This is a genomic window from Guopingia tenuis (genome assembly GCF_014384805.1).
Classification (GTDB): domain Bacteria; phylum Bacillota; class Clostridia; order Christensenellales; family Christensenellaceae; genus Guopingia; species Guopingia tenuis.
Map to the genome: position 1 here is coordinate 1,035,311 of NZ_JACRSS010000001.1, position 22,690 is coordinate 1,058,000.

Below are 22,690 nucleotides of genomic sequence, written 5' to 3' on the forward strand. Positions count from 1 at the left end.
TACAGCCCAAGGGACAGAATTTTCCCATGGACCGTAGGCTATCGTGCCTATTGATTTTTCATAAAAATGGACAGAGGTTACCTGCTTGCCTAATTGTCGCCCGCTTCTGCTCGCTTGTCAAGTTCTTTTTCGCTCCATAGGCGGCCATCTATCCATTCACTCCATATGCCCGGCTCCTCCGGGCATTGCTTCCATTCAGCCTTCCGCCTGCTTCATAAGCTCTTTCATCTTCATGAGCCGCGTCAGGTTTCCGCGCTCATTCTCATCCAGCTTCATGGTAATATATCGGATGGTTTCCTCCAGCTGCGGAATCATTACATATTCCAGCGCATTCACCCGCCGGCGCGTCTTTTCAATTTCATCCGCCAGCATATTGCAGGTCTTTTCCAGCTCTGCCAGACGAATCAGCCCCGGCAACGCCTCCGCCAGGCGGTCTACTGCCACATCCATCTCCCCTGTCGTGTTAATCATGCCATAGGGATAGGTGCTGTGGTTGCTCTCCAGCTCCTCATATTCAATCTTCGGCACATCCACGCTCATGATGTTGTTCTTGGCCACATGCACCTTGAACCTTTTGGACGGATAGAGCAGCGCCACCTCCATATCTTCCGGCGACATGGTAAGGCTGGCGCCCAGGAAACTCCGCAGAGCCACGCCCAGTTCGGCTTCCACGCTCTCCCGAAGCCGCTTGTTCCCCTTAATCAGCTCCATAAAGCGCCGCACCATCTCGTCGCGCTTATCCTTCAACAATTTGTGTCCCCGAACCGCAACCGCCAGCCGCTTTTTTAAGCGGGTCAGCTCCATGCGGGTCGGGTTAACCCGTAAAACAGCCATGGCTTACTCCTCAGCTTCTTCCTGCTTTTCCGGCAGATATTTTTCCAGATATTCGTCGCGGATGCGCTTCAGTTCAGATTTGGGCAGAATGGAAAGCAGCTCCCAGCCGATGTTGAGCGTCTCCTCGATGGAGCGGTTGGTGGTATAACCCTGGGACACATAGCGATCCTCAAACTCGTCGGCAAATTTGGCATAGAGCTTATCCGTATCCGACAGCGCCGCGTCGCCCAAAATCTGCGAAAGTTCTTTTGCTTCCTTGCCCCGGGCATAGGCCGCAAACAGCTGGTTCATGGTGTCCGCGTGATCCTCGCGGGTCTTGCCCTTGCCGATGCCCTTATCTTTCAGACGGGACAGGGAGGGCAATACATCGATGGGCGGCGTCACGCCCTTGCGATACAGGTCGCGGGAGAGGATGATCTGCCCCTCGGTGATATATCCCGTCAGGTCCGGGATGGGATGCGTCTTGTCGTCCTCGGGCATGGTCAAAATCGGGATCTGGGTGATGGAGCCTTCGGCTCCCTTAATCCGCCCGGCTCTTTCATACATGGAAGCCAAGTCGGTATACAGATAACCCGGATAGCCCCGGCGGCCCGGAACCTCCTTGCGGGCCGCGGAAACCTCCCGCAGCGCCTCGGCATAGTTGGTCAGGTCGGTGATGATGACAAGGACATGCAGCCCCTTCTCATAGGCCAGATATTCCGCCGCCGACAACGCCATGCGGGGCGTTGCAATACGCTCAACCGCCGGGTCGTTGGCCAGGTTGATAAACAGCACGGTGCGGTCGATAGCGCCCGTGCGCTTAAAATCCGAAATAAAGTAGTCCGCCTCTTCAAAGGTGATGCCCACGGCGGCAAACACCACGGCGAATTTGGAATCCGTCCCCAGCACCTTGGCCTGGCGGGCGATCTGCGCCGCCAGCTGGGCGTGGGGCAGGCCGGAGCCCGAGAACACCGGGAGCTTCTGCCCCCGAACCAGCGTGTTCAGGCCATCAATGGCGGAAATGCCCGTCTGAATGAATTCCGACGGATAGTCCCGGGCTGCCGGGTTCAGCGGCGAACCGTTGATGTCTACCCGTTTTTCCGGGATGATGGCCGGGCCATCGTCGATGGGATTGCCCATGCCGTCAAACACGCGGCCCAGCATGTCATAGGAAACCGCCAGCTCAATGCCATGGCCCAGGAATTTTGCCTTGCTGGTGCTGATTTTGAGCCCCTGGGAGCCTTCAAACAGCTGCACCAGCGCCTTGTCGCCGTTGATCTCCAGCACCTTGCCCCGGCGTGTCTCGCCGTTCTCCTGCTCGATTTCCACCAGCTCGTTATATGTTACGCCGCTCACGCCTTCCACCAGCATCAGCGGGCCGACAACCTCTTTTATTGTACGGTATTCTTTCAGCATGATCGCCCCTCCTTACGCCAGCAGCTTTTCCAGCTCTGCATCCAGCTGCCGGGAAATTTCCTGATACCGCGCCTCCACATCCTTTTCCTCGACGTATTTCGCGCGGCCAATGGCCTCCCGAACGGGCAGCTTGGCGATATCCGAAAAATCTGCGCCCTGCTCCAGCGCCGCCGAAGCCTTGCGATAGAACTCCAGCACCAGCTTGAGCATGCCCACCTGCTTCTTGCCCGAAGCATAGGTATCGGTCTCATGGAAGGCGTTTTGCTGCAAATAGTCCTCCCGCAGGGAGCGGGCCGCCTCCATCTTCAGGCGGTCTTTCAGGGAAAGGGCATCAATGCCCACCAGCCGGACGACCTCTTCCAGCTCGGATTCCTCCTGCAAAAGCTGCATAGCCGCCTGCCGGAGATTCTTCCAATCGGGATCCACATTCTTATTATACCAGTCGGTCAGCTGATCCACATAGAGGGAATAGGAGGTCAGCCAATCGATGGCCGGGAAGTGCCGGCGGTAGGCCAGCGGCGCCGAGAGGCCCCAGAACACCTTGACGATGCGCAGCGTCGCCTGGGAAACCGGCTCGGAGATATCGCCGCCCGGAGGAGAAACCGCGCCGATGGCCGTGACGCAGCCCGTCCGTCCCTCGCCGCCATGGCAGACCACCAGGCCCGCCCGTTCATAGAACTCGGCCAGCCGGGAGGACAGATAGGCCGGATAGCCTTCTTCGCCGGGCATCTCTTCCAGCCGCCCGGACATTTCCCGCAGCGCCTCCGCCCAGCGGGAGGTGGAATCCGCCATGATGGCGACTCTGTATCCCATATCGCGGAAATACTCCGCAATGGTAATGCCTGTATAAATGGATGCTTCCCGCGCCGCCACCGGCATATCCGAGGTGTTGGCGATGAGGACCGTCCGCTTCATCAGCGGTTCACCCGAACGGGGGTCCTTCAGCTCCGGGAATTCCATCAGAACGTCCGTCATCTCGTTGCCGCGCTCGCCGCAGCCGATATATACGATAATTTCCGCGTCCGCCCATTTTGCCAGCTGGTGCTGCACCACGGTTTTCCCGCTTCCAAAGGGCCCGGGAATGGCGGCCACGCCGCCTTTGGCCACGGGGAAGAAGGTATCGATGATCCGCTGGCCGGTAATCATGGGTTCGGTGGGCGCCAGCTTCTGCTTATAGGGGCGTCCCCGGCGCACCGGCCATTTTTGCAGCATGGTGATCTCGTGGATCTCGCCCGCCGCATCCCGCACCTTGGCAACCACGTCCGTCACCCTGGCAGGGCCTTCATATACCCATTCCACCGTTCCTTCCAGCTTGTTTGGAACCATGATATAGTGTTTGACCAGCGCAGTCTCCTGGACATATCCGAGGAAATCCCCGGCCGCCACCTTGTCGCCCGCCTTGGCGATGGGAAGAAATTCCCAGACCTTCTCCCGGTCGAGAGCCGCCACCTCCACACCCCGCTCAATCCGGGACGTGCCCAGGGCATAGATCTTGTCCAGCGGCCGCTGAATCCCATCAAAGATGGCCTCAATCAGCCCCGGCCCCAGCTCCACGGAAAGCGGGCTGCCCGTGGAATATACCGGGCCGCCCGGGCCGATGCCCGAGGTTTCTTCATAAACCTGGATGGACGCCTTATCCCCCCGAAGCTCGATGATTTCCCCGATGAGTTTATGTTCGGAAACGCGGACCACGTCGAACATCTCTGCGTCTCCCATGCCCTCCGCAACGATCAAAGGACCGGAAACTTTAACAATTTTTCCCTCCATGTGTATACCTGCCTTCATCAACTAAACTATTTCGTAAAACCGCATCATTCGTCAAAGAATATATTGGTTCCAATCGCCTTTTCCACATTCCTGCGGATGGTTTCCTGCCCGACGCCCATGCTCCCCTGGTTGCCGGGAATGGGAATGATGGCTGGAAACGGCGATGTATTGTATTTCTCAATGGTCTCGGGAACCAGGCTTGCCGCCTGCTCCGTGATAAAAATAATGGCATACCGGTCTTTTGCCAGCGTGTTGATCAGCCGCTTGATATTCCGCTCGGATGTCGCGGGATACACGTCGATAGACAGGGCCGCAAACCCCTGCACGCTCTGCCGGTCTCCAATTACACCTATCTTCATATCGCTCTTCCTTTCGCCCGGCCTATTCGATGGTCTCCGGAAGAATTTCCGCGATCTCCCGGCCGCTTATGTTGTTGAGTTTGGCGAGCATGGCCATGCGCACGGCCTGCGTCTCCCGCATCTTGCCCACCAGATAGCATAACACAGGGGCGATGGAGAACATATCCTTGCGGTATGTGAGGCAGAGCCGGATCAGATAATCGTTGCGCGCCTTAATCAGAACCGCAAAGCTGCCCGTTTGGCGGAAATGCTCCAGCCCCGGCGTCATCTCCTTCTGATAGGCGCTTTTTTCCAGGAGGTTGAGCATCTCCTCCATGGAAAGCTCATAAGCCTCCCTGAGATAATCAAAGGATAAATCCCCCCCGGGAAGAAGCGTCCGCTCCATAAGCTCCCTTCCCGCATCCAGCCGTTTTAAGCGGATCAGAGCGCTGACATTGATAAAGTCAAACAGCGCGCGGAAATAGCGGTGCACGAATTCTTCCTTCACATCCTTCAGCTCCCGCTCGATCTGCCGGGCATAGGCGCCGTCCAGCAAAAGCCCGATGAGGGAAACATCCACTTTCACGGCAAAGCGCCGGTCGATCTCCGTAAGCGCCGCCTCCATCTCGGGCGGGAAAAAGTCATACCGCTTTTCCTTGACCGCCTCAAACATGGCCGTGGGGTCGATGGTGCCGTTGTTCACAAGCATATTCTGCGCCGCGCCCACGCCCAGCGCGTCGCTCTTCAAAATAGCCTTCAGATTATGGTAATCCAGCTGCAGAAAAAACAGATTGGTCACCTCGGGCTCCGGGGTGATCTCCCAGATAAAGCTATAGACATTGCGCAGCTCGGCGGAAATGCACTTTTCAAAGGAGCTGGGCTTGGTGTCCTCGGCTCCCGGATAGCCATAATCTGCCAGCAGGCCCATGGCCTCCTGCGCAGTGGCCGCGCCCGCCAGGCGCAGTATCTTTTCTCTTGATAAAAGGGATTTTTCCCGCACCTTGATTCGTATGTTCGCAAAAGGATAACTTGGCTGTGGCATAACTTCTCCCTTACCGTCCTTCTAAAGCCCGCTTTTGGGGCGCCTCCGCTTTGTTTCAGGCAAAAAGGATGGAATATACGCCCGTTTCCAGGCGTTCCCGCTCCTGGGCCAAAACGGCGGCAAAGGTACAGTTGATTTCCATGCCGTCCGCATAGTAGATAAACCCGTTTTCAATGGCCTCATCCGCCCGGTCGATCTCGATCCTGCGCTTGATGCCGCGTTCTTCCAGGGCCTTTTCCGCCTTTTTCACAAACGCGGGTTTAAAAAAGGTCTGGTCCTTCTTGGCAATGGCAACCTTCCCGCTGCCCACAGCCGCGCATTCGATGAGCAGCTTTTCCAGCAGCGTCTCATATTCCGGGCCGGAAATTTCCGCCAGGGCCTCCCCTGCCTCCCGGAACACCGCATCCATCACCTCGCGCTTTGCCTGGAGCGTATCCTTGCGCATCTCCAAATCGCAGACCGCCTGCCGGCGTTTATGAAGCTCGATTTCCTCTGCCTTAGCCTGGTCCAAAATTGCCTGGCGCTTTTTCTCCGCCAGCGCGTCTCCGGCGGCCAGGATCTCCTTCGCCTTCCCGGCGGCTTCCGCCCGGTTGGCTTCCGCCTGTTCCCGGGCGTCCGCGAGGATTCTCTCTGTTATCTTTTCAATTCCAGACACAGTTTTTTCTCCTTTATCAGCCGATGGGGAGCAGCAGGATGACCAGCATGGAGATCAGCAGCGCGAATACGGCATAGGTCTCCACCATGATCGCCATCGTGATTGCTTTACCGGCTTCCTCCGGCCGCTTTGCCAGAAGGCCGATGCCCGCAACGGCTGTTTTCGCCTGCATGATTGCCGAGAAATAGCCGACAAACGCCGTGGGCAGAGCGCCCAGCAGCAGCATAAGGCCCTGATATACGCTGACATCTTTGACGCCGCCGCTCAAAAGGCCGATCTGCAGCAAGATAACAAACCCAACCAGCAGGCCATAGATTCCCTGCGTGCCGGGGAGCAGCTGAAGCACCAGAGCCGAACCGAATTTGTTGGGATCCTCTGCCACCAGTCCCGCGGATGCCTCGCCGGCCATTCCCACGCCTCTCGCCGAGCCAATACCCGCCAACAGGGCCGCCAATGCAGCGCCAGCCAGAGCCAACACATGTCCTAAACCGAATTCCATATCCATTGTCCTCCTAAAACTTTTGCCTGAAATGCTTTTTTATTTATCTTGCAATGACATCGCTTTGTCATTTTCTTCAAATCGGAAATTTTTTGTCCGGTATGCCAGGGGACGAAACGCCCGGCCGCCGCCTTCAAAGAACTTGTTGAAAGATTCAATATATTGCAGGCGGCTGGAATGCACATAGGCCCCCAGAGAGTTGATGCCGATATTGAACACATGCCCCACGGCGAAAATGGCGGCGGCGAAGATAAAGCCGATCACATTGCCCGCCAGCATGCCGCAGATGCGGTTGAATACCATGGCGATGACAGCCGTCGCCAGCGCCATGCCGAAAATACGGCTGTAGGACAGCAGATCCGAGAGGTAGCCGGTGATATCATATACACTGGCCAGCCCGCCGATCAGCTTTTTGACGATGCCCTTTTTCGCCCGGCCCTGGGTGAGGATCAATCCTCCCAGCCCTACGCAGGCGCATATAAGCCCCGCCGTGCCGTCGAGCAGAAGCGCCGGAACTGCCAGCAACGTGATGATCCAAAAGCCTTTGTCAAAGATCGCATCCCATATCTTGCCGTCCCGGGCCAGCATATAAAAACCCGTTCCCAGCGCCGTCAGAATATGCAGATATCCGATGGAAATGCAGAGAATCAGCATGGGCAGCGGCGCACTTAATGGGCTGAACAGAATGGGCTGAATCCCCTCCAGGCCAAACCAGCTTCCAAACAACGCTCCCCAAATGAGGGTCGATACGCCGCAGATCGCGAGCACGCCGGTTACCTGCCGGAACATACCCGTGGGCTTTTTGACCTTGAGCACAATGAGCGCCCCAATAGAGAGCAGAATGCCATAAGCGGCATCCGAGAGCATCATGCCAAAGAAAATGAAATAGAAGGGCGCCAGCACATAGACCGGATCGATTCCCGTCCGGGCCGGCGTGGAATACATGTCGGTAACCGCCTCAAAGGGCCGCAGCAGCTTTTTATTCTCAATCACCGTCGGCGCATCTGCGTCGTCCTCCGCCGGCGTTTCCACCCTCAGATAAAAGTCCTCGGTCACTTGGGAAAGACCCTTTTTCAAAGCCTCCTCGTCATAATGCCGGATATACCCTTCGATGATGTTGACCCGCTCGGTAGCCCCCAGCCGGGCATAAGCTTCCTCGCTTTCCAACTGGTTATTGAGATAATCCTCATAGGCCAGGAGCAGGTCGCGGCTTCCTGCCGCCTTTTCGGCCAGTTTTTCCTGTTCCAGCCGCTCCCTTTGGAGGCCCTCCAGCTCCTTCCGGAGCGTCCCGATGCGTTCAGCCACCGTTCCCCGGAACCCGTCAAACTTCATATCCGAGAAAGAAAGCTCCTTGAGCTGGCTGCGCACATCCTCGGCCACGCTCGCATGCGCCGCAGCAAACAGGGGCACAAAATCGCTTCCTCCCTCCATTTCCTGCATGACGAACAGGCCTTCATATGCCTCTGCGAGCTTCTGCGCCTCATCCAGGGATTCTTGGGGGATATATCCGCAGAAAAACCGCGCATGAGCCGTCGGCCGGATCTCCTCCACGGGAATATCCAGGCTGGAAAACGGCTCCAACTGCGCCATAATATTATGGATCCGGGAAGACCTCTGGCGAATTTCGTTCATCTTCGCGCTGATGGCCGTCGCCGCATCAATGGCAGCCTGGATCTCCTCCTGCTTTTCGCCCATGGCGTTCAGCTCCCGCACAGTCACTGCCGGCTTGGGCGTCAGGAAGGATTTTTTGGAATGGTCATACCGCGTGATCACGCTGAGCGCCGTCCGCACTTCATTAAGGGCGTTCTGGATGCGAAGGATGGCCGTCTGGTTCTCCTGGCGGCGAAAATCTCCCTCTTCCTCCGGCTGGGCCGTTTTGATCTCCAAAACTCCCATGCCCTGCATCTTGCGCAGCACCTTCCGGGTATCCCGCTTCAGGACGATTGCCGTTATTTTTTTTACGTCTACTATTGCCATATCTTTATCCTGTTTCGCCGCCAAAAGCGGCTTTATTTTGGCATATTTCCCGTTATTTCACGATATTTTCGCATATATAGGCAATAGCTCTGGATTTTTTCTCCAGAGCTTTTTCCTGCATTGCGGCGCATGCCTTTCCATTTTCAGCGAGCCGTGCCGCTGCGTCCGCATCCGCCTTTGCCGCTGCCGCAGCCAGCAGATCCTCTGCCGCCCTGCAGGCCTGCAAAACCGCCTGGGCCAGGCGCGTTTCCCTTTCCGCCTCCGCCGCTTTCACGGTTTCGCCGGCCTGGGCCTGGCTCTCTTTGATTATGGCATCCGCCTCGGCTTCGGCCTTTTTGATCTCTTCAACAAATTCTGCGGCCATATATCCTCCTGCCTATTTCGTGCCGAAAATCCGGTCCCCGGCGTCGCCGAGCCCGGGCACGATATATCCATGCTCGTTGAGCTTTTCATCGATTGCCGCCACATAAATATCCACATCCGGATGCGCCTTCTGCACAGCCTCGATGCCCTCGGGCGCCGCGATTAAACACATGAGCTTGATATGGCGGCCGCCATGCTTCTTGATGAGAGTGATCGCATCCGACGCACTTCCGCCGGTCGCCAGCATGGGGTCCACAACGATCAGCTCGCGAAGCTCCACATCCGCCGGCAGCTTGCAGTAATATTCCACAGGCTGCAGCGTCTCGGGATCCCGATAGAGGCCGATATGCCCGGTTTTCGCCGCCGGGATCAGCCGAAGCATGCCGTTTACCATTCCCAGCCCTGCCCGGAGAATCGGAACCACCGCCAGCGTCTTGCCCGTGATGACCTTGGTCATTGTCTTGCAGATCGGAGTTTCAATCTCGACTTCTTTTAAAGGCAGATCCCGAGTGACCTCATAAGCCATCAGCATGGCGATTTCATCCAGAAGCTCCCGGAAATCCTTGGTCCCCGTGGATTTTTCCCGCATCAGGGAAAGTTTGTGCTGCACCATTGGGTGATCGATTACTTTGACTTTGCTCATCTTTTGTACCCCGCCTTATTTATTATATTTTTTCTCAATTTCTGCGATTTTTTTCAGCCGATTGACGTGGCGCTCCCCGTTGGAAAAATCCTTGTTTAGATACGCGTCCACTATCTCCAGAGCCAGTCCCGGCCCAATCACCCGTGCGCCCATGGCCATCACATTGGCGTCATTGTGGTCCCGGGTGCATTTGGCGCTGTAAACGTCGCTCAGGAGCGCGCAGCGGATTCCCGGAACCTTATTCGCCGTGATAGACATGCCGATACCCGTCCCGCAAATCAAAATCCCCCGGTCCGCTTCGCCGTTTTTCACGGCTTCCGCCACCTGGACGGCGATATCCGGATAGTCCACCGCCGCGGTGCTGAATGCGCCAAAATCGCGGTATTCGTGTCCCTGGCTCTCCAGATACTTTTCCACTTCCGCCTTGAGTTCCACGCCGCCATGATCGGCGCCAATTGCAATTTTCATGTTGTCACCTCTATGATTCTCCGCTGCGGGAAAGCTCCCGCCAGCGGAATAAAATGATTCTTTTTTATTGGAATGAGAATTCTTTTTCTAATTTTGCAATGATCTGCTGAATGTAATGTTGAATCTGCCGGGCGCATTCCCGGTATACATCCAAATCCTCGCCATAGGGATCGCTCACGTCGTATCCCGGGCCCGGATAACCCAGTTCCCCCGCCGCATAGCCCTTGAGTGTGTGCGTCTTGGGCTCGGCCTCCGGGAACATGGCCTCAATCTGCTCCACCTGCGCGGCTTCCATGGTCAGAATCAGGTCTGCCCAGTCCGCCAGCTCTTTATCGATCTGCTTCGCCTTGTGCTTTTCAATGGAAAGGCCCATTTCCTCCACCGCCTCCACGGCGTTGGGCGTCGGCTCCGCATCCTCGCATGCAAACGTCCCCGCAGAATCCACCTCGATGAATCCATGGAGGACGCTACTTCGCCCTACCTCATCGTCAAAAATCGCCTCCGCCATGGCGCTTCGGCATGTGTTTCCCGTGCAAACAAGCAAAATATTTTTCAATTTATCCCTCCTCGGCGGCGTGCACGATTTGGAATCCCGCCGCCCGAATAATACGATTCATCACTGCCAGCCCCATCCCCCGGGGCTCCACAGCCTCAAAAAAAATGGTGTCTGTCCGGTCCTTATCCGCCTGGCGCAGTGCGTCAAACAGCCGGTGTGCTTCCTCGCCCAGATCCCGGCCCAGGGAATATGTCCGCCGCCCGCCATATAGGGGGCGATGCTCGTCTGTGCAAAAAATCAAGGAATTTTTTCCTTTGTTCACTTCTCTATCATACATGGAATTTACGCAAATTGCAATAGCTTTTGCACTTTCGCCGTCCACGACCACCACACGGGCCCGGGGCGCATAGTGCTTGTATTTCATGCCGGGAGAGGCCGCCTTCGCCCCTTCGGGCAGGCCCTCCAAAACCGCCCGGGCCACCCGGACGTCCCCGGCCGCGTCCCGGATCATCTCCGGCGTCACGCCGCCCGGCCGGAGCACCAGAGGGATATCCCCCGTCAGGTCGCAGACCGTGGATTCCAGCCCCACCGCCGCCTCGCCGCCGTTTAATATGACGGGAACCTTGCCCGCAAAATCATCGATAACGTGCTGCACACGCGTCGGGCTGGGTTTTCCCGAAAGATTGGCGCTGGGCGCCGCGATAAACTTTCCGCTGCGGCGGATCAGCTCCCGGGCATGGGCGGCTCCCGGCATGCGGATCCCCACGGAATCCAACCCCGCCGTCACACAAGCCGGAACGCAGTCCCGGCATTTCAAAACCGCCGTAAACGGCCCCGGCATGAAGGCCTCCATCACCCGCCGGGCCATGGGGGAAATTTCCCGAGCCAGCTCTCCGGCCTGCCCAGGCTCACAGATATGCACGATGAGCGGATTATCCGACGGCCTGCCCTTGACGGCGAAAATCTCCGCCACCGCCGCCGGGTTCATGGCGTCCGCTCCGATGCCATAGACGGTTTCCGTTGGAAACACGACAAGGCCGCCGCTGGAAATTTCCCGGGCAGCCTCCTGCATTCCTGCTTCATATTCCGTTGCTAAATCAAAAATTTTGGTTTCCATCTTGCATATAACGTTTATTCGTCCACTGCCAGCAGGCTCTTTTCCTTTTCCGCAAAGATCAGGGCGTCGATCATCTCCTGCATATCCCCATCCAGAAAGCTCTCCAGCTTATAGAGGGTCAGGCCGATCCGGTGGTCGGTTACCCGCCCCTGCGGGAAATTATATGTCCGGATGCGCTCGCTGCGATCCCCGCTGCCTACCTGGCTCTTGCGCCGCTCGGCATATTCCTTATCCTGCTCGGATTTCTTCATGTCATAGAGCCGCGCCTTCAAGACCTTCATGCACTTTTCTTTGTTCTTGAGCTGGGATTTTTCATCCTGGCAGGTGACCACCAGGCCCGTTGGGATATGGGTAATACGCACGGCGGAATCCGTGGTGTTGACACACTGGCCGCCATTGCCGCTGGCCCGGTATACGTCGATGCGCAGATCCGCCGGGTTCACCTGGATATCCACATCCTCTGCCTCGGGGAGCACAGCCACCGTCGCTGCCGACGTATGGATACGCCCGCCGGACTCGGTCTCCGGAACCCGCTGCACCCGGTGTACGCCGCTCTCATATTTCAGGTTGGAATAGGCCCCCTTGCCCGCAATGGAGATAATGACCTCCTTCACGCCCCCCAGCTCGGTATAATTGGAGGACAGTATTTCCGTCTTATACCGGGAACGCTCGGCATAGCGGGTATACATCCGCAAAAGATCCATGCCGAAGAGGGATGCCTCCTCTCCGCCCGTCCCGGCCCGGATCTCCAGCATGACGTTTTTATCGTCGTTGGGGTCCTTGGGGATGAGAAGCAGCTTGAGCTCTTCTTCCAGCTTTGGCTGCTTTTTTTGCAGCTCCGCCAGCTCCTCCTCGATCATCTCCGCCATATCCGCGTTTTCCGGATCGTGAAGCATCTCATGCAGCTCCCCTACCTGCTTCTCATTTTCCAGATAGGCGTCGTATTTTTCCACGATCTCCTGCAATTCCGCATGCTCCTTCACCAGCTTCTGCCAGAGCTCCTGGTTGGCGATCACCTCGCTCTTTCCAATCTCCTCCGTCAGCTCGTTAAACCGCTGTTTCATCGCATCTAACTTATCGAACATATTTCCACCTTAACCCGTCTTATATTTCCCGCCGGCAAAGGGCCATCCGGTCCCGCCCGGCGTAATCCGGAAGAATGGCAATATCCCCAAAGCCGTTCCCCCGCAAAATTTCCTTTACAGCCGCGCCCTGCTGCGCGCCGATTTCCAAAAACAATCCGCCGCCCCGGCGAAGATACTCCCCCGCTTCCCGGGCAATACGGCGGTAAAAGGCCAGGCCGTTTTCCTCTGCCAGCAGCGCCGTTTCCGGCTCGTGCTCCCGCACCTCCCGCATGAGTCCCGCGTATTCCTCCCGGCTCACATAGGGCGGGTTGCTGACGATGAGATCAAACGTCCCTTCTACTTTTGCAAACAGATCCGAGGCGATAAACTCCACCTCCGCGCCGTTTTCCTCCGCATTTTTTTCCGCCGCCACCAAAGCTCTCCGGGATATGTCGCAGGCCGTCACCTGCGCCCCCGCCAGCTTCGCAATGCTCACAGCCAGACAGCCCGATCCCGTGCACATATCCAGAACCCGGACCGGCCGCCCCTGCGCTTTACACCAGGCAATGGCCTTTTCCGCCAGCAGCTCCGTCTCCTGCCGGGGAATCAGCACGTCCGGGCCGACGGAAAAACGCAGGCCCATGAAATACCGTTCTCCCAGGATATACGCCAGAGGTTCTCCGGTTCCGCGCCGGCGGATCATGTCTTCCATCCGCCCGGCAATTTCCTCCGGAACTTCGCTGTCTCCCCGGAGATACAGCGCGGAAATTCCGCAGGATAAAAAACAGGAAAGGGCATGCAACGCTTCCTGCATGCCATCCTCAATTCCCATATCACAAAGCGCCCGGCCTGCCCGGCGCATCCATTCCAGCCGCGTCATTTGGCCGCAGTCGCCGCCGGAAACTCCTCTGCCGTCTCTTCGGGCAGCTCGGATTCCTCCGCAGCCTTTTTTGCCGAGTGGTCAAAGCGTTCCCGCATTTCCTCAATCTCCTGCTCGCTTTTCTCGCCCAAAGCCATTTCAAAGGCCAGAATCGCCACTTCCATCTGCTCATCTGTGGGCTGGGCCGTCGTCAGGCGCTGTAACTGCATGCCCGGCCAGCGGATGATGCGGAAGAACAGGGAATCCCCTTTGGCCGCAAACTTCAAAAGCTCATAGGCCAGCCCGGCAATCACCGGGAGCAGCAGGATCCGCGTCCCGAAACGCAGCCAGATATTTTCATTCCATCCCAAAAGGGAATAGACCAGAATCGTCACGATCATCACCAGCAGAAGGTAGCTGGTTCCGCACCGGGGGTGCAGCGTCTTATATTTGCGGACATTTTCCACAGTCAGTTCTTCGTCATGTTCATAGCAGGATACCGTTTTATGTTCAGCGCCGTGATAGCGGAACACGGTTTTGATATCCTTCATCCGGGAAACCAGGATCATATAGGTGAGAAAAATGGCAAGACGCACGCCGCCGTCGATGAGGTTGATGAGGATGGAACTCTGCACGCCGCCCTTGATCCAATTCGTGATTACCGTGGGCAGAATAAAGAACAGGCCCACTGCCAGCACAATGGCCAGCACAACCGCAAACCCCATCATCACATCCATGGCGCTTTTTCCGGTTTTTTTGGCGACATACTTTTCAAATTTGTTGGGCTCGTATTCCTCCTCGCCGTTTTCCGCCATCTTGGCCGCGTCCATGATGACCGACATGCCGTTTACCATCATTTCCACAAAATTGACTACGCCGCGAACCACCGGCCAGGTGAGAAAGCCCTTCTCCCGAACCTTATTTTCCCATTTTTTTGTGACGATTTCGCCGGATTCCTTCCGGACGGCCAGGGCGCTCGTCTTTGGGGAACGCATCATCACGCCGTCTAAGACGCCCTGTCCTCCAATGGAACTCTTTTTCAAATCAGATCTCCTAAATAATTCTCCATATGCAAAAAAACAGACCAATAGTGGTCTGATTTTTTGCAATCAATCAATACCGTATCTCTTCTTGAAACGGTCTACACGTCCGCCAGTATCAACCAGCTTCTGTTTCCCTGTAAAAAACGGATGGCATTTGGAGCAGATATCCACTCGCAGCTCGGGCTTGACCGAACCCGTTTCGAAGGTTGCGCCGCAGGCACACTTCACGATGCACTTTCCGTATTTTGGATGTATATCAGGTTTCATACCATTCACCCCTTCTCCATAAAGTCGCATTTCATAGTATATCATAATTCGCGCAAATTGCAAGGCTTTTTTGCGTGTTTTTTTCTAATAGCGGTTTTGCGTCAGCTTATACCCTTCCTTTTCCCAGATATTCAGCCATTCTTTCAGCCGCATCAGGAATTCTTCGTTGCTCTGGGTGCGCACCAGCATGCTGATGAGCTGTTCGGTGACTTCCGCCGTATTTCCCGAAGAAAGCACCTTGCGGATAGACCAGATGCCTTCCCGCTCGGTATTGGAGAGCAGAAGCTCCTCCCGCCGTGTGCCGGATTTGGGCAGGTCGATGGCCGGGAAAATCCGCTTTTCACTGAGGCGGCGGTCAAGATGCAGTTCCATGTTACCCGTGCCCTTGAATTCCTCATAGATGATCTCGTCCATCCGACTTCCCGTCTCCACCAGCGCCGTAGCGATGATGGTCAGGCTGCCGCCGTTTTCAATGTTCCGCGCCGCACCGAAAAACCGCTTGGGCTTATAGAGCGAACTGGGGTCCAGGCCGCCGGAAAGCGTCCGCCCCGAGGGGGGAACCGTCAGGTTATAGGCCCGTGCCAGGCGGGTGATGCTGTCCAGCAGAACCACCACATCCCGCCCGTGTTCCACCAGCCGCTTGGCCCGCTCAATGACCATTTCGGCCACGCGGGTGTGGTTATCCGGCTTTTCGTCAAAGGTGGAATAGACGACCTCGCCCTTGATGGAGCGCTGCATATCCGTCACTTCCTCCGGGCGTTCATCGATGAGCAGCACCAGCAGCTCCACATCCGGATAGTTGGTGGTGATGCTGTTGGCGATCTTTTTCAGCATAATGGTTTTCCCGGCCTTGGGCGGGGCGACGATCAGCCCGCGCTGCCCCATGCCGATGGGAGAGATCAGATCGATCAGACGAATGGACAAATCCCGGGATGCCCGGATATTCTCCAGTTTAAACCGCTTGTCGGGATAGATGGGCGTCAGTTCCTCAAAGGGGCGCCGCTTGATACATTCTTCCACCGGGCCGTCGTTGACGCTCTCGATATAGAGCATGGCCAGCAGCCGCTCCCCTTCCTTGGCGGGGCGCGTCTTGCCCTTGACCTTGTCGCCGGTCTTTAAATTGAATTTGCGAATCTGCGCCATGGAGATATAGACATCCTTATTCCCCGGCAGATAGTTTTCCCGGCGCAAAAAGCCATAGCCATCCTGGTGAACCTCCAGAATGCCCTCCACATCCTTACAGTCTCCGGTATTTAAAATTTCGTTGACAGCGTCGTTGTTGGGAACATATTCGATGATCCGGCGGCGGCCGGTTAAACGGCCTTCGCTTTCCTCTTCTTCAAAATTCTCCTCATCCCGCATCGCCTCGTCCGGGAAGTATATTTCCGGCTTGCTGGCATGATCCTCAAACAATTCGCCCGGGACGAATTCCTCTTCCTCCGGTTCCTCTTTGGGAAATGACAGGGAGCTTTGCGGTTCTTTTGCGGCAGTCTCTTTCTCCGTCTGCTGCTCCTCCTGCTGCCGCTCTGCCTCATTGGCCATGTCGATGAGCTTTTGGAGCAAATCGGATTTTTTATAGGTCGTGACCGATTTCACCCCTGCCAGCTTCGCAATTTCCCGCAGGTCGCTGAGGCTTTTGGTTTTCAGCAATTCGATGTCCATACTGCTTCTCCCTTCCAGAATGTAGCATAAAAAATATGAGAACCCTTCTTTTTCCTTCTTAGTGAGCAAATACGCAACGAAACGGCATTCCCTCTCGGAGCGCCGGTGCAAAACAACCGTATATAAATCAAAAGAGCTTTCAAAATAAGAATTACACGAAAAAGAAAGATATCGTTCAGTGCAACGTAATAGGCCCTGTCAGATGATATATGTATTATAAACGAAAATTTATAGATTGAATCCTATTTTTTACTATTTTTTTGCGATAGGAAAACATATACTATCTATATAATATGATTATCTATCAGAAAAAAATTTTTGTCAAGAAAAAACCAGAAATCCAGCGCATTTCCGGGCAAATATTTGCATTTTCTTCATATTTCACAAATAAAAAACGCGGGCTTGTTTCGCCCGCGCTTTATCTTTCTTTTTTATTCTTCGGTCTTTCCAGCCGCCGCTACAAATTCGCGGAATAGAGGCTGAGGCCGATCCGGCCGGGACTTAAATTCCGGATGGAACTGACATCCCACATACCAGGGATGATCCGCCAGCTCCACAATCTCCACCAGACCGCTGGCCGGGTTCACACCGGCAATCCGCATGCCCGCCTCTTCCAGGCGCTCCATGTATTCGTTGTTGAATTCATAGCGGTGACGGTGCCGTTCAGAAATCAGCAGCTGGCCATAGGCGTCGGCAGCCTTTGTCCCTTCCTTCAGCTCGCAGTCGTATTTCCCAAGGCGCATGGTTCCGCCCATGCGTTCAATGTTCTTCTGATCCGGCATGAAATCGATCACCGGATTTTTGGTGTTGGGAACATGCTCGGTGGAATTGGCGTCCTTCAGGCCCAGCACATTGCGGGCAAACTCCACCACCGCAATCTGCATTCCCAGGCAGATGCCCAGATACGGAATCCGATGCTCCCGGGCATATTGAGCAGCAATAATCTTTCCTTCAATGCCCCGTTCGCCAAAGCCGCCGGGAACGATGATCCCCTGCACATCCGCCAACAGCTCCTCTGCCTTGCCCTTTTCCTCCAGATCCACTGCGCTGATCCATTTGATATCCACATTCAGGCCGTTATAAATCCCCGCATGGTTCAGGGCCTCCACAATGCTCAGATAGGCATCATGCAGCTCCACATATTTTCCCACAATGGCGATCTTGACCTTGGGCTTGTCCTTCAGGGCGATCTGCCGTTCCACCAGGCTGCGCCATGCAGAGAGGTCGCATTCCCGCTCCTCAAGACCCAGCTTTTTGCAGACCATCTCATCAAAGCGTTCGTCATGAAGCACCAACGGCACCTCATAAATGCTGTTGCAGTCCGGGTTGTTGATGACGCAATCCTGCTTCACATTGCAGAACAGCGCCAGCTTTTCTTTGATATCTTTGCTCAGATATTTTTCGCAGCGGCATACCAGGATATCCGGCTGAATTCCCAGGGAGCGCAGCTCCTTGACGCTATGCTGGGTGGGCTTTGTCTTAATTTCGCCAACCTTGCGCAGATAAGGCACAAAGGTGACATGAATATAGAGACAGTTGTTTTCCCCCACCTGCCATTTCATCTGGCGGATGGCTTCCAAAAACGGCTGGGACTCAATATCGCCCACAGTGCCGCCGATTTCCGTAATGACTACATCCGCGTTGGTGCTCTTTCCAACGCTGAAAATTTTATCCTTAATCTCGTTGGTGATATGGGGAATCACCTGCACCGTCCCGCCCAGATAATCGCCGCGGCGCTCCTTGTTGATGACGCTGTTATAAATTTTTCCCGAGGTCACGTTGCTGTCCCGGGAGGAATTTTCATCTGTAAACCGCTCATAATGCCCGATATCCAGGTCAGTCTCCGCGCCGTCCTCGGTGACGAACACCTCGCCATGCTGGAACGGGCTCATGGTCCCGGGGTCCACGTTGATATAGGGATCGCATTTCTGCAGCGCGACTTTATAGCCGCGGTTTTTCAAAAGCCGCCCCAGGGAGCCGGCCGTGATCCCCTTGCCCAGTGAGGAGACAACGCCTCCCGTGATAAAGATAAACTTTGTAGCCATACGATATTTTCCTCCAAAATTTATTTGCACATCTTAAAAATTCAACACCGAACAGCTACTCGTTATCCAAGCTGTTTTCCATCACGACGATACGGGAGCGTTTCTTTTTGTTAGCCGCCGTGATCTCAAAGGAATTGCTGCCCAGGCGCGAACGGTCGAAATAGCTCCCCGCCGCGTCTGTAAAGTTATACACCGGCGCGATATCCAGGTTCAGGAACAGCGTCTTATAGTGCATGGGGATAATAATATTGGGCTCCAGGCGCTTGCAGATGGTGAGCGCCTCCTGGGCGTCAATGGTATAAAAACCGCCCACGGGGATAAACAGAATATCCACCTGCCCAATTTTTTCATAGAGCTCTTCGCTGGGGATATGCCCCAGATCGCCCAGATGCACCAGCGTCAGGCCCTCGGCCTGCACCTTGAAGATGATGTTTTCTCCCCGCTTTTTGCCCTCTTCCTTGTCATGATAGCAGGGCAGGCCCTCAATCTTAATGGAATCCACTTCAAAGGTTCCCGGCGTGTTGATGAGCTGATATCCCTCTTTGATATGGGCCAGAGAGCTGTGGTCATAGTGCCCATGGCTCACCAGCACCACATCTGCCTGCGTATCCTCGCGGGTATAGCCAATGCTGTCGTCAAACGGGTCGAACAAAAGCGTCTTTCCGCTCTCCAGATATACTTTAAAGCACGAATGTGCAATCCATTGAATCTTCATAATCCTTTTCCTTTCTCTATTCTTTTAAATTTGAAACATCCTCTCAGGATGTATAGCTCAGATGCAGACGGTTGACAATCTCGGCCCCGGCGATGTTTAAAACGTATTCCAGCTCGATCTTCCCCTGATCCCGCTCCACCTTGGCGTCTACCAGTGTGGGCAGCAGAGAAACATCCAAATCGCCAAAGGGTGTCTTATAGGAGGTGATGAAAGTCTTTCCCAGCTCAAAGATAAACTGGGCGTCCACTGCGCCCTTCTTTTGCATGGTAACCACCCGATCCGCCACGCAAATCTCTGTCCGGATGCTCTCCCCCTCGCCTTCGGTTTCCTCGTAAGCGAGGGTGCAGCCATTGTCACCATATTGCAGCTCGCCCTGGGTGGTCAGCTCGATAGAGTCGCTGTCCTCGCCCTGCAGCTGGCTTCCTTTAATATGCAACAACACTTCGCTCATTGCTCCCGCCCTTCAAACCATACTTGGTTTATTATAACACAAAAAAATACCGAATCCAATCATTTTCCTCATTTTCGGCCGCAACTTTCTCGCTTTTTCCCTATGTTTTTTATTCTATCACAGGCCCGGCGTCCGGGCAACCGCTTTCTTGCGCGAACCGGATTTTTCCATAAAAAAAGAGCGGGCCTCTCCCGCTCTTTTCCTGGTTTTTTTATTCCGTCAGGGTTCCGTTGTTCGTGTGAATAATAGAGAGAATATCCGCTTCTTTGCCTGTCTCGCAGTCGATATAGACAATGCAGTCCTCCCCGCCGGCCTTGCAGGTAAATTCATAACAGAACTTCTCCCCGCCTGTTTCGGTGGGGATGACGGCCTGGGCCGTTCCGGTAACCGTCAAGCCAGCGTTGATTTTCGCTTTTGCTTCCTCTAACGTCAGCTTGGGTTCCGCCAGCTCCCGCTCCTGATGGTTCATGAGATAACCCCTTGTATCCAGACCTACCACCTGTGTCGTCTCCATGTCCACCCAGACTTTGATGAGATCGGGATAGAGTTTTGTTTCTCCCTGAAGGGGAACCATGTTGATAAGAGCGCATCCGTTATAATATTGAATATAGCTCTCCTGGCAGGCAGGATACCCTTTGGCCTGCAAAAACGCCTGCGCCGCGGCGCGCACTTCCTTTTCCCGCGCTTGGGTGGGGAGAATGGTCAGGCCGTCTGCATTGGTGGAAACAAAGTAATAGAGAATCCGGCCGCCCTGCTTGGTCACCGAAACTTCCACATCTCGGTCCTCTATTTTTCCAACATATTGGTAGAAAGGCAGCTGCCCATCCGAATGACTGCCCGGCTCCAGAGCCTCCATGCCGGAAAACGCCTGGGCGGCTTTGAGCCCTTCCTGCTCTGTGATCTTATGAATCGGCACGCCCACCGGCTCTTTGTTCATGGTGCTCTCCGAGAAAGGGCCGTCGTAAATCAGGCGGGGATATTCCTGGCTCACAAAATCCACCAGCTGGGCCTCCGCTCCTTCGGGGATGAATGCATCCAGATTCACCTCCGCCATATAGCCCTTGTTCCAGGCGTCCATCAGCTGTTCTTCAATCTGTCTGCAAGTTTCCTTGATGGCTGCCAGCTGTTCCTTGTCCTTTTCCTCCAGGGGATTCCCCGCCAAAAGGGATTCTGAAAGCTGTTTTGCATAATCCCCCGTGGTGTTGAAATAAGCAGTCAGCTTGGCCCGCGTCTCCTCGGAGAGGGGAAGTCCTGCGAGGCTGGCCTCGGCCGTCCCAGCCTCCCGCCAAAGATCCATGAGCAGCTTCTGGGTATTCTCGGCATCGTTGCTCACCGAAACCTTTAGGAGCTTGGTCCCTAGTCCGCTCACTTCATCCACTATCTCTTCAAAAGCGCCGTTGGCTTTTGCCAAAATTTCGTTTTTATAGTCGTTGATCTGCCGATCTGCAAAGACCGCATAGAGGATCAGTCCGACCACCGCCACGCTCAGGATACAGAGAGTCACGATCATCCATATTTTTCGATATCGGTTTTCCATTGTCTATCGCCTCACTTGCAGAACCTGTGGTTGCCGATCACCGTAACCACGGGTTTGGAAAGCATATATTTATTGTTGGTTTTGTCCGGATTATAGTAGAATGTGCAGCCACCCGTGGGGTCTACGCCGTTCAGCGCATCCCGAGCAGCCCGCAGCGCCTCTTCATCCGGGGTCAGATTGATCTGCCCATCGTCCACAATCGAAAACGCGTCCTTCTGATAGACCACGCCCGCCATCGTGTTGGGGAAATCCGGGCTCTTCATCCGGTTGAGTACCACCGCCGCCACGGCCACCTTTCCGCGATACGGTTCTCCCCGCGCCTCGCCATAGACAACCCGCGCCAGCAGATATACGTCCGGTTGGGATGTGGCTGAGTCTTTATCCTTGCCCAGCTGCATCCCCAGCTTTTCTGCCGTTTTGCTGCCCACAATGCCGTCCACATCCAGCCCGTTGGTGCGCTGGAAGTATTTGACTGCGTTGGTCGTGGCCGAGCCATAAATACCGTCCACCTCGCCCGAGTAATAGCCCCAGTTTTTCAGCTTGCGCTGAATGGTCTTGATCTCCTCCGTGGAGAGGCCATATTTGGCAAATGCGACAGAGGCCGCAATGCTGCACAGCAGCAGAATCGCCGCCATGACCAAATATTTTGTCCGTTTTTTCCTTTGTTCCATCGTGACTCCTTTCCAAAGGCTTTTATCCTTGGTTTCCGCCGCCGAACAGGCCGCGCAGCCATTCCAGAATGACGGAATCATATTCCACTTCCTGGCTATCTGCCGTGTCCTCCATATTCACCAGGCACAGGGGCGGAAACATTACACACCACCAGTTCTGTCCTTCCGCCGCTCCCAGCTTGATGCGCAAAGCGTCGTATTCTCCCGCGGGATAGGTCACATCGCCATAGGTCTTGTCCGGAAAATCAAAGCGTCCAATCTCCGCCGTGGCCCGGTAGGGGAAATTTTCCTCCTGCAAAACCTCGTCTGCCCGGGCAACAATTTCCTCCAGATGTGCCTGCATATAATCTTTTGCATCCTCCTTATTATGGCATTGAAGGACGCCCTCCTCCGTAAGCTCCAGAATTGCATCCCGTACCTTGAGCTTCACGGCCTGATCCTCCGCCGAATCACTGTTGGCCAGAATATGCAGCCGGAAGGGCGAGGGGGCGCATCCGCACTGCCCCAGGCAAAGAAGAAATATGAGTATCGTCAATGCAACTTTTTTCATGGTTTCACCTGCCCTTTTTCTGTTGCAACTAGTATGCTCATATTTTTGGGGTTTTAATCCCTCTATCCCCTGTTTCTGGAAATTTTGTTTTCATATCCCCTCTTTTATCCATCAAAAAAACGCCGCTCCCCGGCGTCCCCCAAATCTGTCTCTGCTTTTCCATCCGCCATTCGCCCATTCGGAAACCTCCGCTTTCGATTGATATGGCACTTTGGCCTTCTTCCCGGAGCCC

24 protein-coding genes are annotated in these 22,690 nt (G+C 55.2%); all 24 read right to left on the reverse strand.

All coding sequences use genetic code 11. The annotated features are described in order from the left end of the window. Window positions 1-195: 195 nt before the first annotated feature. A complete protein-coding gene (locus H8693_RS04955; protein ID WP_249280034.1) occupies window positions 196-834 on the reverse strand; it encodes a V-type ATP synthase subunit D in 639 nt (212 codons plus the stop codon). Window positions 835-837: 3 nt separating this feature from the next. After that, a complete protein-coding gene (locus H8693_RS04960) occupies window positions 838-2,229 on the reverse strand; it encodes a V-type ATP synthase subunit B (protein ID WP_249280035.1) in 1,392 nt (463 codons plus the stop codon). Between the two features lie 12 nt (window positions 2,230-2,241). Continuing rightward, the gene (locus tag H8693_RS04965) at window positions 2,242-3,996 is read right to left on the reverse strand and encodes a V-type ATP synthase subunit A (protein ID WP_249280036.1); all 1,755 of its coding nucleotides are present in this window, start codon (window positions 3,994-3,996) and stop codon (window positions 2,242-2,244) included. Window positions 3,997-4,040: 44 nt separating this feature from the next. Beyond that, complete coding sequence (locus H8693_RS04970) at window positions 4,041-4,355, reverse strand: V-type ATP synthase subunit F (RefSeq protein ID WP_249280037.1); 315 nt, start codon at window positions 4,353-4,355, stop codon at window positions 4,041-4,043. A gap of 22 nt (window positions 4,356-4,377) precedes the next feature. Beyond that, window positions 4,378-5,376, reverse strand: coding sequence for a V-type ATPase subunit (locus H8693_RS04975; protein WP_249280038.1), 999 nt, complete (start codon window positions 5,374-5,376; stop codon window positions 4,378-4,380). Window positions 5,377-5,431: 55 nt separating this feature from the next. Continuing rightward, entirely contained in the window at window positions 5,432-6,031 is a 600-nt protein-coding gene (locus H8693_RS04980) for a V-type ATP synthase subunit E (protein WP_249280039.1), read from the reverse strand. 16 nt (window positions 6,032-6,047) lie between these two features. Next, window positions 6,048-6,530: a V-type ATP synthase subunit K gene (locus tag H8693_RS04985; RefSeq protein WP_249280040.1), complete on the reverse strand. Its 483-nt coding sequence runs from the start codon at window positions 6,528-6,530 to the stop codon at window positions 6,048-6,050. A gap of 39 nt (window positions 6,531-6,569) precedes the next feature. Continuing rightward, complete coding sequence (locus H8693_RS04990) at window positions 6,570-8,507, reverse strand: V-type ATP synthase subunit I (RefSeq protein WP_249280041.1); 1,938 nt, start codon at window positions 8,505-8,507, stop codon at window positions 6,570-6,572. Window positions 8,508-8,559: 52 nt separating this feature from the next. Next, window positions 8,560-8,871, reverse strand: a complete 312-nt coding sequence (locus H8693_RS04995; RefSeq protein WP_249280042.1) for a hypothetical protein — start codon at window positions 8,869-8,871, stop codon at window positions 8,560-8,562. A gap of 12 nt (window positions 8,872-8,883) precedes the next feature. Further along, window positions 8,884-9,513, reverse strand: a complete 630-nt coding sequence (gene upp, locus H8693_RS05000) for a uracil phosphoribosyltransferase (RefSeq protein ID WP_249280043.1) — start codon at window positions 9,511-9,513, stop codon at window positions 8,884-8,886. A 15-nt stretch (window positions 9,514-9,528) separates the two neighbouring features. Beyond that, a complete protein-coding gene (gene rpiB / locus H8693_RS05005) occupies window positions 9,529-9,981 on the reverse strand; it encodes a ribose 5-phosphate isomerase B (RefSeq protein ID WP_249280044.1) in 453 nt (150 codons plus the stop codon). 64 nt (window positions 9,982-10,045) lie between these two features. After that, a complete protein-coding gene (locus H8693_RS05010; RefSeq protein ID WP_249280045.1) occupies window positions 10,046-10,537 on the reverse strand; it encodes a low molecular weight protein arginine phosphatase in 492 nt (163 codons plus the stop codon). A 1-nt stretch (window position 10,538) separates the two neighbouring features. Further along, window positions 10,539-11,594 (reverse strand): L-threonylcarbamoyladenylate synthase, encoded by a 1,056-nt coding sequence (locus H8693_RS05015; protein ID WP_249280046.1) that lies wholly within the window; start codon window positions 11,592-11,594, stop codon window positions 10,539-10,541. A gap of 14 nt (window positions 11,595-11,608) precedes the next feature. After that, the gene (prfA, locus tag H8693_RS05020; protein ID WP_249280047.1) at window positions 11,609-12,679 is read right to left on the reverse strand and encodes a peptide chain release factor 1; all 1,071 of its coding nucleotides are present in this window, start codon (window positions 12,677-12,679) and stop codon (window positions 11,609-11,611) included. A 19-nt stretch (window positions 12,680-12,698) separates the two neighbouring features. Continuing rightward, window positions 12,699-13,538: a peptide chain release factor N(5)-glutamine methyltransferase gene (prmC, locus tag H8693_RS05025; RefSeq protein WP_249280048.1), complete on the reverse strand. Its 840-nt coding sequence runs from the start codon at window positions 13,536-13,538 to the stop codon at window positions 12,699-12,701. Then, entirely contained in the window at window positions 13,535-14,560 is a 1,026-nt protein-coding gene (locus H8693_RS05030; RefSeq protein ID WP_249280049.1) for a DUF1385 domain-containing protein, read from the reverse strand. Before H8693_RS05030 ends, prmC begins: the two co-directional genes overlap by 4 nt. Before the next feature lie 66 nt (window positions 14,561-14,626). Further along, window positions 14,627-14,827, reverse strand: coding sequence for a 50S ribosomal protein L31 (rpmE, locus tag H8693_RS05035; RefSeq protein ID WP_249280050.1), 201 nt, complete (start codon window positions 14,825-14,827; stop codon window positions 14,627-14,629). 84 nt (window positions 14,828-14,911) lie between these two features. Then, window positions 14,912-16,489, reverse strand: a complete 1,578-nt coding sequence (gene rho, locus H8693_RS05040; protein WP_249280051.1) for a transcription termination factor Rho — start codon at window positions 16,487-16,489, stop codon at window positions 14,912-14,914. Window positions 16,490-16,920: 431 nt separating this feature from the next. Then, window positions 16,921-18,534, reverse strand: coding sequence for a CTP synthase (locus tag H8693_RS05045; RefSeq protein WP_249280052.1), 1,614 nt, complete (start codon window positions 18,532-18,534; stop codon window positions 16,921-16,923). A 55-nt stretch (window positions 18,535-18,589) separates the two neighbouring features. Further along, the gene (locus tag H8693_RS05050; RefSeq protein ID WP_249280053.1) at window positions 18,590-19,249 is read right to left on the reverse strand and encodes an MBL fold metallo-hydrolase; all 660 of its coding nucleotides are present in this window, start codon (window positions 19,247-19,249) and stop codon (window positions 18,590-18,592) included. A 43-nt stretch (window positions 19,250-19,292) separates the two neighbouring features. Continuing rightward, complete coding sequence (locus H8693_RS05055; RefSeq protein ID WP_249280054.1) at window positions 19,293-19,700, reverse strand: DUF1934 domain-containing protein; 408 nt, start codon at window positions 19,698-19,700, stop codon at window positions 19,293-19,295. Window positions 19,701-19,911: 211 nt separating this feature from the next. Beyond that, window positions 19,912-21,237 carry a PepSY1/2 domain-containing protein gene (locus tag H8693_RS05060; RefSeq protein ID WP_249280055.1) on the reverse strand — a complete coding sequence of 442 codons (1,326 nt, stop codon included), beginning with the start codon at window positions 21,235-21,237 and terminating at the stop codon, window positions 19,912-19,914. A gap of 11 nt (window positions 21,238-21,248) precedes the next feature. After that, window positions 21,249-21,989: a spore cortex-lytic enzyme gene (sleB, locus tag H8693_RS05065; RefSeq protein WP_249280056.1), complete on the reverse strand. Its 741-nt coding sequence runs from the start codon at window positions 21,987-21,989 to the stop codon at window positions 21,249-21,251. Next, window positions 21,931-22,458: a stage II sporulation protein R gene (gene spoIIR, locus H8693_RS05070; protein WP_249280057.1), complete on the reverse strand. Its 528-nt coding sequence runs from the start codon at window positions 22,456-22,458 to the stop codon at window positions 21,931-21,933. The genes sleB and spoIIR overlap by 59 nt, the downstream gene beginning before the upstream one ends. Between the last annotated feature and the right edge of the window lie 232 nt (window positions 22,459-22,690).

Coding starts and splice junctions, on each gene's coding strand:
- H8693_RS04960 (WP_249280035.1), bottom strand. CDS start 2,229: ATGCTGAAAGAATACCGTACAATAAAAGAGGTTGTCGGCCCGCTGATG.
- upp (WP_249280043.1), bottom strand. CDS start 9,513: ATGAGCAAAGTCAAAGTAATCGATCACCCAATGGTGCAGCACAAACTT.
- spoIIR (WP_249280057.1), bottom strand. CDS start 22,458: ATGAAAAAAGTTGCATTGACGATACTCATATTTCTTCTTTGCCTGGGG.
- rpiB (WP_249280044.1), bottom strand. CDS start 9,981: ATGAAAATTGCAATTGGCGCCGATCATGGCGGCGTGGAACTCAAGGCG.
- H8693_RS04955 (WP_249280034.1), bottom strand. CDS start 834: ATGGCTGTTTTACGGGTTAACCCGACCCGCATGGAGCTGACCCGCTTA.
- rho (WP_249280051.1), bottom strand. CDS start 16,489: ATGGACATCGAATTGCTGAAAACCAAAAGCCTCAGCGACCTGCGGGAA.
- H8693_RS04985 (WP_249280040.1), bottom strand. CDS start 6,530: ATGGAATTCGGTTTAGGACATGTGTTGGCTCTGGCTGGCGCTGCATTG.
- H8693_RS04970 (WP_249280037.1), bottom strand. CDS start 4,355: ATGAAGATAGGTGTAATTGGAGACCGGCAGAGCGTGCAGGGGTTTGCG.
- H8693_RS05055 (WP_249280054.1), bottom strand. CDS start 19,700: ATGAGCGAAGTGTTGTTGCATATTAAAGGAAGCCAGCTGCAGGGCGAG.
- H8693_RS05050 (WP_249280053.1), bottom strand. CDS start 19,249: ATGAAGATTCAATGGATTGCACATTCGTGCTTTAAAGTATATCTGGAG.
- H8693_RS05045 (WP_249280052.1), bottom strand. CDS start 18,534: ATGGCTACAAAGTTTATCTTTATCACGGGAGGCGTTGTCTCCTCACTG.
- prfA (WP_249280047.1), bottom strand. CDS start 12,679: ATGTTCGATAAGTTAGATGCGATGAAACAGCGGTTTAACGAGCTGACG.
- H8693_RS04995 (WP_249280042.1), bottom strand. CDS start 8,871: ATGGCCGCAGAATTTGTTGAAGAGATCAAAAAGGCCGAAGCCGAGGCG.
- sleB (WP_249280056.1), bottom strand. CDS start 21,989: ATGATTCCGTCATTCTGGAATGGCTGCGCGGCCTGTTCGGCGGCGGAA.
- prmC (WP_249280048.1), bottom strand. CDS start 13,538: ATGACGCGGCTGGAATGGATGCGCCGGGCAGGCCGGGCGCTTTGTGAT.
- H8693_RS04990 (WP_249280041.1), bottom strand. CDS start 8,507: ATGGCAATAGTAGACGTAAAAAAAATAACGGCAATCGTCCTGAAGCGG.
- H8693_RS04965 (WP_249280036.1), bottom strand. CDS start 3,996: ATGGAGGGAAAAATTGTTAAAGTTTCCGGTCCTTTGATCGTTGCGGAG.
- H8693_RS05015 (WP_249280046.1), bottom strand. CDS start 11,594: ATGGAAACCAAAATTTTTGATTTAGCAACGGAATATGAAGCAGGAATG.
- H8693_RS04975 (WP_249280038.1), bottom strand. CDS start 5,376: ATGCCACAGCCAAGTTATCCTTTTGCGAACATACGAATCAAGGTGCGG.
- H8693_RS05060 (WP_249280055.1), bottom strand. CDS start 21,237: ATGGAAAACCGATATCGAAAAATATGGATGATCGTGACTCTCTGTATC.
- rpmE (WP_249280050.1), bottom strand. CDS start 14,827: ATGAAACCTGATATACATCCAAAATACGGAAAGTGCATCGTGAAGTGT.